At 52.1% G+C, this 12201-nt stretch carries 8 protein-coding genes; 6 read left to right on the forward strand and 2 right to left on the reverse strand.

Annotation, left to right across the window (positions count from 1 at the left end; all coding sequences use genetic code 11):
- Positions 1-54 precede the first annotated feature (54 nt).
- Positions 55-1026 (reverse strand): phosphatidylinositol-specific phospholipase C, encoded by a 972-nt coding sequence (locus B5D63_RS25135; RefSeq protein WP_078671612.1) that lies wholly within the window; start codon positions 1024-1026, stop codon positions 55-57.
- A 310-nt stretch (positions 1027-1336) separates the two neighbouring features.
- Between B5D63_RS25135 and B5D63_RS25140 the strand changes: the two genes are divergently transcribed.
- Entirely contained in the window at positions 1337-3505 is a 2169-nt protein-coding gene (locus tag B5D63_RS25140; protein ID WP_078671613.1) for a DNA/RNA non-specific endonuclease, read from the forward strand.
- 50 nt (positions 3506-3555) lie between these two features.
- Here the strand turns inward: B5D63_RS25140 and B5D63_RS25145 are convergent, their stop codons facing one another.
- Positions 3556-4443, reverse strand: coding sequence for a helix-turn-helix domain-containing protein (locus B5D63_RS25145; RefSeq protein ID WP_078671614.1), 888 nt, complete (start codon positions 4441-4443; stop codon positions 3556-3558).
- 213 nt (positions 4444-4656) lie between these two features.
- Here B5D63_RS25145 and B5D63_RS25150 point away from each other — a divergent pair, with 213 nt between their 5' ends.
- The 5 genes from B5D63_RS25150 (at position 4657) to B5D63_RS25165 (ending at position 12201) form a co-directional block, all read left to right on the forward strand.
- Positions 4657-5667 (forward strand): zinc-binding alcohol dehydrogenase family protein, encoded by a 1011-nt coding sequence (locus B5D63_RS25150; protein ID WP_078671818.1) that lies wholly within the window; start codon positions 4657-4659, stop codon positions 5665-5667.
- Between the two features lie 216 nt (positions 5668-5883).
- Complete coding sequence (locus tag B5D63_RS34760; protein ID WP_143313082.1) at positions 5884-6084, forward strand: hypothetical protein; 201 nt, start codon at positions 5884-5886, stop codon at positions 6082-6084.
- Positions 6085-6211: 127 nt separating this feature from the next.
- Entirely contained in the window at positions 6212-9370 is a 3159-nt protein-coding gene (locus B5D63_RS25155; RefSeq protein WP_078671615.1) for a SusC/RagA family TonB-linked outer membrane protein, read from the forward strand.
- A gap of 26 nt (positions 9371-9396) precedes the next feature.
- Positions 9397-10968, forward strand: a complete 1572-nt coding sequence (locus tag B5D63_RS25160) for a RagB/SusD family nutrient uptake outer membrane protein (RefSeq protein ID WP_078671616.1) — start codon at positions 9397-9399, stop codon at positions 10966-10968.
- Positions 10969-10986: 18 nt separating this feature from the next.
- Complete coding sequence (locus B5D63_RS25165) at positions 10987-12201, forward strand: glycan-binding surface protein (protein ID WP_143313083.1); 1215 nt, start codon at positions 10987-10989, stop codon at positions 12199-12201.

The raw sequence follows: 12201 nt of genomic DNA on the forward strand, positions 1-12201 counted from the left end.
TTAAAATCTATAAGGCTGCCCTGAAAGTAAAACACTCTCAGGGCAGTTTTTTTATCAGAAGTTGGTGCTGATAATAAGGTTGTTCCTGCCGGAAGTGGCAAAGTCCATGGGGAGGATACCATACCGGCCCTGGGTATTGCTGGTGAAATAGCTATTGACCTGTGGGTTGATGGCGTTAGATACCGTAGTGATGCTGGGTATGCCGAAGATCAGTGGTTTATAGCCGCTGGTGAAATTGATATACAGGGTCGCCGCGTTGCCGGTTTTGGCTTCGCTCAGCAGATGGGTAATGTTGGTCCACTTGGTGTTGTTGTCAGGTACCTGGTACTGGTCCTGCACCCGTAGTGTGGAGTTGCTGTTGTTGATGGTAAAGGTGGTGTTGTCGGCCCAGTTGGTAGCCTCAATGCCTTTGGGGGTAGAGGACGCGCCGAATCTTCTGAGCAGCACTATTTTTCCGCGTACGTCGCCGAGATTGGGAATAGAGGAAGAAAGATACCATTTGCCGGGCTGCTGGGCGGTATAGCTGTCGAAGGTCTGCTCAAAAGAGCGGGTGTTGTTGGTCGGGTCGTATTCTTCTTTCACGCACATGATGATGGTCTCTGTGGGATTGGCGTTCAGGAAGGCATAACAGGCAGTCACCACGTCGTTGAAGTTAAGGTTCTGGTAGATGCTGCCGTGGTGGATGGCGAAAGCATCGCCGATGTGGCGGCATCTGATGTCGAGGAACCGGATGCCGGCGTCCAGCTGTTGTGCGATGGTAAGGTCCTGGCATTTGGCGGTGCCGCCTATGGGCTCAAAGCGGGCGCCGCTGTCATGCGTGCCGGGGATGCTGATGGCAGCCAGGTTACGCTCGTTGGCAATGCTGCCCATCCAGTTGTTGAGCGAAAAAGCGACCGTGGCGTTGCTGTTGGCAAGCTGATGGTTGTCTGCCCCTGTATTAACAGGCAGCGTATTGTCGGCAGCATCTTTCTTACAGCCAAACAGGCCACAGATGGCCAATGCCATCAGGAGTTGAGGGTGTTTCATGGGAGTTTGTTTTTTTAAAGTGAGTGAAAAACTTCGGACTTTACAGGTGATAGGCGTGGAATTAATAATTTAATAACCATTTTACGACAAAACACCGGAAAAACGACCGCAGTGGACCAGCCTGGATAACATAAAATTAATTTGGCAGCGGTGCAGGTAAACTGTACTTTTAACATCGTAAAAACCCCAATGTTACCGGTGATACCGGTTATTCCGCAGACAGTTCAATGATATCGTTACTTATTTGGAAATAGCCCTACTATCTGTAGAGAGGAAATTAATTTCTATACCAGTTTAAATTCCTGTCATTATGATGCAAGTACCCCTTGACCAGCTGGCCGAATCGGAAAGCCGATATACAGCGCTGGAACAAATTCCCGTCAGAGACGCTTTCCCTGGTCTTGCCGAAGAGATGGTGCCGGCAGATGTGCCTGCCAGCGTGGTCGCCGGCAATATCCTGGGCGCCGATGAAAACATGGAACGAAGAAAACAAATGCTGGCCACTGTAAAGCAGGAGCCGGTAGACTTTGCCTTCGAACGTGCTATTGGTAAGAATGATTCCGTTTACAGCAATTTCGTGGAACTGATCAGCCAGGCCAAACAACGGGTGGGACGGATCGCAATTAAACAAGGCAACAGGAACGTTGCCTTTGCGACCGGTTTCATGGTGTCCTACAACCTGCTGCTCACCAACTGGCATGTCTTTAAAACAAAAGAATCGGTCGCCGACAGCGAAGTACAGTTTTTCTACGAGCTGGATATTCACGGTTCCCCCGGCAGCGCCGTTTCTTTTGCGTTGGACGTTAACCGCTTTTATTGCGCTTCCAAAGAACTGGATTATTGTTTTGTGGCAGTCGCACCGGTAGATACTACCGGAACGCGCAGTATCAATGATATCGGTTACCTTTTCCTGGACCCCGCCCTGGGTAAACTGGGCAACGAAGAGGAGGAAGCGCTCAATATCATTCATCATCCCAACGGAGATTACAAGCAGTTGTCCCTCCGCGAAAACCTGTTTATAAAAATTGCCCCTACGTCTATCTGGTATAAAACAGATACCGCACCCGGCAGCAGCGGCAGTCCCGTTTTTAACGACCAGTGGCAGGTGGTGGCCCTGCACCATATGGGGGTGGGACAAAAGAATGCCGCGGGCGACTATATCGATAAAGAGGGGAAGGTGATTCCGCTGGTGAATGGGTCTGTCGACGTCTCCCGCGTGGTGTGGATCGCCAACGAAGGCATCCGCATCAGCGTGATCCTGAAGGATATCGCCCTTAACTTCCCTGAAGAACCACTGGTAAAAGACCTGTCATCCCCCAAACAAACAACACTGTCGGCGCAGGAAAAACTTCCTGCGAAAGAAAATACAACCCCTTCACTCACCCCTAAAACTCCTGCTATGGAAACGAACAACCCTGCCGCTAATGTCAATATTTCTTTTCCTGCGTCGCTGATAGAGCGCAATGGTATGATCAATATTCATATCAGTCAGGGGGAAGGCATACCGCCGGTTACACCCCCGAAAGCAGCACTGTCGGCTGCCGAAGCCGATTTCGAAGAAATCAAAAAGCTGGAGCAGGACACCGATTTTTCTGCATGTAAAGGTTATATCTCCACATTCCTGGGCCGTGGATTGAACATAGCCCTGCCACAACCCAAGGCCGCGCTGAAAAAATTCGCCGCCAAGCTGGAAGGAACAGACAGTATCGTCCTGAAATATTATAACTACAGCACCATCCTTCATGCGGTGCGAAGAATGCCTATCATCAGCGCGATCAACGTGGATGGAGATCCGGGCAAACGGCTGGACGACAGCAAGCGGAAGGACGTATGGCTGCGCGATAACCGGTTAAGCTTCGACCTGCAGCTGGACGACAGTTACTATAAAAACAGCGGTTTTGACAGGGGCCATATGAGCCGCCGGGAAGATGCCAACTGGGGCGCTACCGCAGACGATGCCAAACGCAATGCCGACCTGACCTGCATGTATACCAATGCCTGTCCGCAGGTGGCGGCCATTAATCAAAGCAGTAAGAAAGGCCTATGGGGTATCCTGGAAAAAGTGGTCCTGGAGAAAGGCGCCACGCTGGAGGAGGGGAAAACAGCACGGATCTCCGTTTTCAACGGCCCTATTTTCAGAGAAGACGACCGGGTGTTCAGAGGGGTGCAGGTGCCGGTGGACTTTTTTAAGATCGTGCTGTGGCTTACCGATGAGGGCGACTTAAAAGCGACAGCCTTTAAATTATCCCAGCAGTCATTGGTAGATGACATCGACTGGGAACAGCTGGACCTCGATCAGAACGTACAGTTTAAAGAATACATGTGCAGTATTGAAGACCTTCAAAAGGAGACAGGTATTGATTTTTCAGCGATTATTCCTTTTGATACCTTTGAAGGGGAAGCGGATGAACTCACTTCTACGGAGATGGTGGCAGCACACATCAGGAAGCATAATATGCGTGACACGCAGAAAGTATAGTCTTTTTAACGGGTGGTGGCCCGCCGGTTCCATTGTGAAACCGGCGGGTTTCAACGATGGTGTGCGCTCTCTTTCTCCAGTGCCCGGATTTTCTTTTTATAACTACCGGGGTTCTCGCCGGTCATTTTTTTAAAGAAGCGGTTAAAATACGCGTCGTTCTCGAATCCCAGGCTGTAAGCCAGGTCTTTCACCGGTATGTCCCGCGTCATGATCATGCGGCGGGCTTTTTCTATTTTCTGTTCCTGGATGTATCTGCCGGGAGTGTTTCCCATGTCTTTTTTGAATAGCCGGATAAAATGGTCTTTGGTGAGAAAACAACTCTCTGCAAGGGTGTCTACGCTGATGGGCCTGTCGAGATGGGTGCGTATGTAATGCAGCGATTGCCGGATACGCTTGTCTATCCGGAGATTTTTATCGGCAGCCTGCTGCAGGAACCGGGATATCAGCTGCCGGATAATGCCCTGCGCCTCCATTTCATAGCCCAGCGGCGCCGCTTTTTGGCGCGCGATGCTCCTGACCAGCGTCGGACCGTTGTCATAAGACCATGGATCGAAATGCGGCAGTTTCCTTTCCGGGTGGATGGCTGTCAGCCGTTTAATCAGCTGTACCATCAGCGGGGCGGCCTTTATTTCAACGGGAGCGTCTACCAGGTCAAATACACTTTGCTGGTTGCCCGGTTCTTCATAAATATGAATATAGTATAAAGACAAAGGGCCTTCGCATTGATACCCATGGGAGGTGTAGGCAGGGGTAAGATACAGATGACCTTTTTTCAGCTCGTACGTTTTATCCTCGCGGATCAGCCTCGCTGTACCGCTTTCGATATAGTGTATCCGGATAAACGGGCTGCAAACGTTCCGCCAGTTCCAGTCGGCGTTGTGTACCGCGCGTCCGGTGTTCAGCAGCATAAAGTGCGGATGGGTAAGTTCTTTGCTCATACCGGTATTGGTCTGAAAATTAAAATATCGATAAAGTACAATTTTTTATCGATATCTGTAAAGTCTTCCAACCGGGTGATAGGTACTTTTGAAAAAAAATATCAACGGTATTTTTCAGGGAGGGATGGACCTACCGGTCCTATCCTGTCGTCTTCAGTCATCTATGCCGACGACTACCGTTCCGGAACAATGTCGCTTTTTAAACAGAAGTTCATGAAGGTAATTTCTTGTAGTAAGCCGGGGAAGCTGGAATACCGTGATGTTCCGGAGCCGGTATGTTTACCAGGCTATGCCATTATAAAAATCCGGCGTATCGGGGTATGCGGGACCGATATCCATGCTTTCGGCGGCACACAGCCTTATTTTACTTATCCCCGCGTGCTGGGACATGAGCTGGCAGCAGAATATGTAAAAGGGGATGCGCCGCGGCTGCGCAGCGGGGACCTGGTGACCGTTATTCCTTACCATCATTGCGGCAGCTGCATCGCCTGCCGTGGTGGTCATACCAATTGCTGTCAGCAGATGCAGGTCATCGGCGTACATGCCGACGGCGGCATGGCAGAGTTGCTGGCGGTGCCATCGCATTTATTGCTGCCGGCGGCCGGAATGGCGCCTGACCGGCTGGCATTGGTGGAACCTTTTGCTATCGCGGCCCACGGTGTCCGGAGGGCTGCCATATCTCCGCGGGAAAATGTGCTGGTGGTGGGAGCAGGGCCTATCGGCCTGGCGGTGATGGAGATGGCTGCCATTGCAGGGGCGCAGGTGATAGCGATGGATGTGAACAGCTACCGTTTGACGTGGGCGAAGAAAATCACCGGCGTAAAAGCAGCCCTCCATGCGCGCGATGAGTATGTGGACGAGCAGCTGAAAGCCCTTACTAACGGTGAAATGCCTACCGTAGTGATCGATGCTACCGGCCATCTGAATGCTATCAACAACGCGTTCCGGTGGATGTCACACGCTGGCAGGTACGTGCTGGTGGGACTGCAAAGAGAGAATATCACTTTCAGTCACCCTGAATTCCATAAACGGGAAGGTACGCTGCTCAGCAGCCGTAACGCTACCCGGCAGGATTTTGACTGGGTGCTGGAGCATATCCGTACCGGCAGGATCATGCCTGAAAAATATATCACCCGTTATCTGCACTTTGACGATGTGGCGGAGGAGTTTCCTTCCCTCGCTGCCGATGCCAATATCGTAAAGGCGATGATCAACCTGGATTAAAACAACTTTAGTTGTCACCACTACCACAGCAGCCCGCCGGTACTTCGGTACCGGTGGGCGGTGTTATGGCGCATGGAAGCCGGATCACTGCCATCGTCCTGCATGTTGTAAGCCGCCGCAGCAGGTAATTGTAACAAATGGACCCTTTAATTGAAACAATCAGGCCCCCTTCATCCAAATGCCTGCCCCTATTTTTACAATACCTAATCCACGTATATGAAACTTGAACTGTTACAAGGCCGTCAGGGCCTGAGATTATTTATTGCACTGTTGAAAGCGTTTCGCCGGCCTGTGCCGGATGAGCTGTTTATCCCGTATCTGTTTTCCGGAGACATCGTCGAATGGTGCCGGCTTCCCGGTAAAGATGCGGTTTGCCGGGAGCATTTGCCGCACCACCGACGATATCCTCTTTCATGACCCTCTCTTGCTGCACCAACAGAAACCCCCCTGAAGTACCTGACTATTTAAGCAACCGGATGTCTATCCGGCCGCTTTCAGGTGCGCTTATGTGAATACCAGAAAATTTGCTGTCTAAAAAATTATTATGCGCTCAACCAGAATTAATCGCTGCCAGGCATCGCTGCCTGTATGGCTGCTATGGCTGCTCCTGTTCAGTACAGGCAGCTTTGCCCAAAATGCCGGCATAAGCGGCATCGTCGTTAGCCGGAAAAACGCCGCTCCTGTCCCCGGCGCTTCTGTCACCGTAAAAAATACCAACCGCCATGCCGTGACCGATGCGGCCGGCCGGTTCACCATCCAGGCGTCGGCAGGAAATGTATTGGTGGTCGCTATGATGGGCTTCCAAAGGAAAGAAGTAACAATTGCGGGAAACAATCCTGTCAGGGTGGAACTGACAGAGAACGTCTCTCAGCTGGAAGATGTGGTGGTGATCGGCTATGGTAAAACAAAACGTAAAGATGTTACCGGCGCTATCTCTTCCGTTACGGGAGACGAGATCCGGAAAACGCAGCCGGTCACTTTCGATCAGGCCCTGCAGGGAAAGGTACCGGGACTGGTAGCGCAGCAAATATCCGGTCAGCCCGGTGGTGCTGTCTCAGTTCAGATCCGCGGTATCTCTTCGTTCGGGAACGCCGCTCCGTTATATGTCATCGATGGGGTGATCATCGGTGGCACAGCGTCGCCGGGTGCCGGTACCAATCCCCTTGCAGGTATCAATCCCTCTGAAATTGAATCCATCGATGTCCTGAAAGATGCTTCCGCTACGGCCATCTACGGGTCCCAGGCTACCAACGGCGTGATCGTCATCACTACCAAAAGAGGGCTGATCGCTCCGCCGGCTGTCGCCTATGACATGTACACCGGCTTTCAGCAGCTGCCGAAGCGGCTGCCGCTGATGAACCTGCGCGAATACGCCTCGTTTATCAATGAACGCAACAAAGGCCTCGGCTGGGGCTTCGATACCCGCCCGGAGTTTGCCAATCCCCAGTATCTCGGCGAAGGGACCGACTGGCAGCGGGAGCTATTCAGAAATGCCCCCATGTATAATCACTCGCTGACGGTCAACGGGGGAGACGCCCGAACACAATACCTGCTGTCAGGTAGTTATTTCAAGCAGGAAGGTATTGCCCTCGGTTCTGACTTTAAACGGCTATCGGTACGGCTCAATCTCGACAATAAAACGACCGACTGGCTGAAGATCGGCACCAGCCTGCAACTGATCAATATCAAAGAGAATGTGAACGCCACCAGCTCCAACGTGATCAATACGGCGCTGAGCCAAACGCCGGACATCGCGGTGAAAAATACCGACGGCAGCTGGGGCGGCGCCTATAATCCCAACGGATGGGTTAACAGTACGGTGAATCCCTATGCCATTGCGCAGATCAATAAAGACCAGGTGAACCGCAACCAGCTTTTCGGTAACCTGTATGCGGAAATCTCTTTTCTGAAAGACTTCGTCCTGAGAAACGAGGCTACCGTGAGCTTTTCTATGGCGACGGAAGACCGCTTTAATCCTTCCTATACTTTCGGCCTGGTGAAAAATATCAATAACAGCGGCGCCTATCTCTACAATCAAAGCCTGTTTACCACCGTCAGAAATTTCCTGACCTATTCACATCTCTTTAAAAACAGGTACAATGTAAATGTACTGCTGGGCCACGAGGCACAGGCAAGCACCAACGAAGCCTCCAGTGCCACCCGCTCCAATTTTCCCTCCAATAATGTACAGGTGATCAGCAGCGGCGATCCCACCACGGCCGCCAATACCGGCATTAAAGGACAGAGCGCGCAGGAATCATACTTCGGTCGCCTGAATGCAGGCATCAATGATAAATACCTGTTCACTGCCAATGTGCGTGCGGACGGATCTTCAAAGTTCGCCCCGGAAAACCGTTGGGTGACTACCTGGTCAGGCGCGTTTGCCTGGAAACTGAAGAATGAGGAATTTATGCAGCAGTTCAGGAAAATGAACGACCTGAAACTAAGACTGGGATACGGGCTCACCAACAACCAGAATATCCGGGACTATGCCTATACCTCTACGCTCACGACGGTAGCAACGGGCCTCACCGGTGTGGCGCAGCTGACGGTCAATGTCGGCAATCCATACGTACAGTGGGAAAAAACCAAATACGCGAACATCGGCCTGGATGGAACTTTTTTTAACTGGCGGCTGAATTTCTCAGTGGACTTCTACAACCGCAGAACAGACGGCCTGGTAATGCAGATACCGTTACCGTTATATTCCGGTACGGCTATCGGATGGGCCCCCGGCTCGCTCGATGCTCCTTTCGTGAACATAGGAACGGTCAATAACAAAGGCTTCGATTTCCGGATCAGTTCCACCAACATCCAGGGTAAAAAATTTACCTGGAAAACAGACCTGACAGTTTCCCGTAACATTAATGAAGTAGTTAAACTGAATACGGACGGTGCTTCACTGGACCGGCCATACAGTAAAACGGTGGTGGGCCGTTCCATTGGGGAGTTCTATGGCTACGTGATCGACGGCGGCGTATTCGCCACACAGAAAGATTTTGAAACCCATGCGCTGCCAGTGAAGAATGGGGTACGTTTACCTGTGGGCGCTGCCGGTGGCAGCATCTGGTATGGCGACCTGAAATTCACGGATTTTAATGGCGACGGTATCATCAACGAAGCAGACCAGACCTTCCTCGGCTCACCAATCCCCAAATATCAGATTGGCCTGAATAATACGTTCTCGTATAAAAATATCGATCTCAATATTTTCTTCAACGCCAACATCGGCAATAAAGTATTTAACCAGCTGCGGATAAACGGCGATTATCCCGGTACCAGCTTCGGCTATCTCCGCTCGCTCATGAACTACGCACAGCTGACGCTCATCGACCCGGCAGGCGCTGCGACGGACATCAAAAACGTCTACGTAAAAAACCCGGATACGAGGATCGTAGGACTGAGAAACGACAACACCAACGATAATAACCGCAATTCCGACAAGTTCGTGGAGAGTGGCACGTTCCTGCGGTGTAAGAATATCTCCCTGGGCTATACGTTCCCTGATAAACTGCTCAGCAAAATCCGTATCCACTACCTGCGGTTGTATGTCAATGTCTCTAATGCTTTCATGATCACGAATTATTCAGGCCTGGACCCTGAAATAGGCTCGTGGGACCCGCTCAATGCCGGCATAGACAACGGATTTTATCCGCAGCCACGGGTGTTTACTGTGGGCGCCAACGTGAAACTGACCAAATAAAGTCATTCATTTTAATACGAGAAGTTATGAAGTCCATCATAAAAATATTACTGTTTCACATAGTGGTGATCGTACTGGCAGGTTGTTCAAAGAGCTTCCTGGACCGTCCGCCGCTGTCACAGATCAGCGCCGATAATTTTTACCAGTCCACCAGCGACCTGCGGCTGGCCACAGCGGCATTGTATGCAGGATCGCCCTGGGGTGACTGGAACTACAGTTGTTACCTGCCCGTAGGCGATGTGCTGAGCGGCAACCTGGCGGTGGGCTACTGGGGAGATGCCGTGCAGCTGAACACGTTCTCCGTTACCGGGCTGAATGCGATCATGGTGTCCAACTGGAAGTCGATGTACAATATCATCGCTCACTGCAATGTGACCATTAATGCCATTAAACAGAAAGCGCCGGACAGTATCTCTGCCGCCAATAAAAACGCTGCGGTCGCCGAAGCCCGCTTTATACGTGGCTTTGCTTACTATAACCTGGCGGTGCACTGGGGCGCGGTACCGGTAATTGAAGACAACAGCCAGCTGGTAATCTCTCCGCTGGTCAACCGTATCAAAACAGAAGACGTGTACCGCTTCGTTATCAACGACCTGAAATTTGCCGCGCAGTACCTTCCGTCCGCCGATGTCGCGGGAAGAGTGACCACCTGGTCGGCACAGGGTATGCTGGGCAAGGTGTATCTGACCGTGGCAGGACTGAACCGCTCCGGCACCCGCGATCAGGCGCTCCTCGACAGCGCACGGAAGTACGCAGGTAATGTCTGTAAGAACAGCGGACTGTCCTTGTTGCGCAACTATGCGGACCTGTTTAAAACTCAGTTCAACGACAATCCTGAATCATTGTTTGCCCTGCAGTGGGCGCCCGGCGGCGCCTGGCTGGAAGGGAATATGCTGCAGATCTACTCCCCGGGCGGTGCGGAGATTTCTGCGAACGGGCAGGCAGGGTGGTTCAATATCCGTCCTACGGTGGACCTGTTCAAAGGCTATACCTCAAAGGACTCTGTCCGGCGTAAGGCTACTTTCATGCTAAAGGGAGATTATTATCCCGAGCTGAATGCAGCCGGCGGTGGATATCAGTTTACGGGTGACTGCGGATTAAAAAAACACATCATCGGCACCAACAAGGACAATAACGCGCCCACCATGACATTATCGTCTTCCACGGAGCACAATGCCTTGTTGAGGCTGGCAGATGTATATCTCGTGTATGCGGAAGCGTTACTCGGCAACAATGCGTCTACCAGCGATGCGGACGCGCTGTTGTATTTCAACAAGGTACGCGAGCGGGCGGGCATGCATCCTGCGCCCCGGATAGACGCCGACAGCGTACTGATGGAGCGCAGAATAGAACTGGCGGCGGAAGGGCAGTACTGGACAGACCTGGTGCGTTTGTCCTATTACAATCCTTCAAAAGCTGTCGGCAAATTGAACGGCGAGGCAAGGGTGACCTTCACCTATGCCAACGGTGTGGTGACGCCGGCCGATCCTTATGGCGTGATCACACCCGCCACGGCCCGCAGCTTTTTCTTCCCCATTCCTTCCTCCGAAGTGACCGCCAACCCTAAGTTGCTGGAACCTCCGGTAGCCTATTACTAAACATTAAAACTTACTCCAGTGAATATATTGATCTCAAACACAGGTAGCAGAGGGTTATTATGGTGGCTCGCCGGGATGATAGTACTGGTGGCGACTGCCTGCAAAAAAGAACGGGACGGAAACGGACCTGTTATCACACATGTCAGAAATTATGCGGCTTCGCCTGATGATACCTTGCTTACAGCAGTGTTGCCCGGGCAATGGGTAGTGCTGTCCGGCCATCGGCTGCAGGGAGCGCTGGAAGTGACGTTCAACGGTGTCCCCGCCAGTATTAAAAATGTGATGTTTTCCGATACCAGCGCCGTGGTGCAGGTGCCGGGAGTGATACCATTTCCGGCGGTAGCTGCCGAAAACCTGAATGTTATCCGCTACGTGACGCCACAGGGCATGACTACGTTTTCCTTCAATATTGTGGCGCCGCCGCCGGTCATCACCGGCGTGTCGAATGAAAATGCCCAAACAGGCGATTCTGTGTATGTATACGGCACTAACTTTTTCTTTACGGCGCAGGTAACTTTCGCCGGTGTGCAGATCAAAGACTTCGTAGCCGCGGGAGACGGGACGTCTGTGGGTTTTGTGCTGCCGCCGCTGAGCCAGAGCGGCCAGGTGAAAATAGAGACAAAGTCCGGAGCAGACTCCACTAAATACAATGTCAACGATCTCGCCACCGGTATGCTCTGCAACTTTGATAACATCAATCCTTTCGACTGGGGCGCCACCCTGGAAAGTAACGGCGCGGATTTTCCGGGCGGCCGCGGTACCTATGCCGTGCTGAAAAACGACATACTCGCCGGTGGCGACGGTACGTGGTGGGGGAGTCAGCGCAGTATCAACACGAAAGAAGTGCAATGGGTACCCAGAGACAGTCTGACGGCGCCGCTCGATCAGTACGCGCTGAAATTCGAGATCAATGTGCCTGCCGCGTGGAACGGCACGACCATCTATGTGATCAGGAACTACAGCCGCGACTTTGTCGCCCGCTATGAGCCCTGGCTGAATGCCAGCGGCGCCACCGCCAGCTACGTTACCAAAGGCTGGCGGACGGTCACCATTCCCTTCTCCGGTTTCCGTTCCAATGACGGCAAAGGCGTCAGCGCTGCCGACCTGACCGCCTTGCTGACCAATACCGGCGCAGGGCCCGTCAATATCCAGACCGCCAATTTTTCAGCCGGCCCTACGGCTACCGGGCTGTATGCAGCCATTGACAATATCCGGGTCGTCAAAATCAAATAA

This window comes from Chitinophaga eiseniae, assembly GCF_900167135.1.
GTDB lineage: Bacteria > Bacteroidota > Bacteroidia > Chitinophagales > Chitinophagaceae > Chitinophaga > Chitinophaga eiseniae.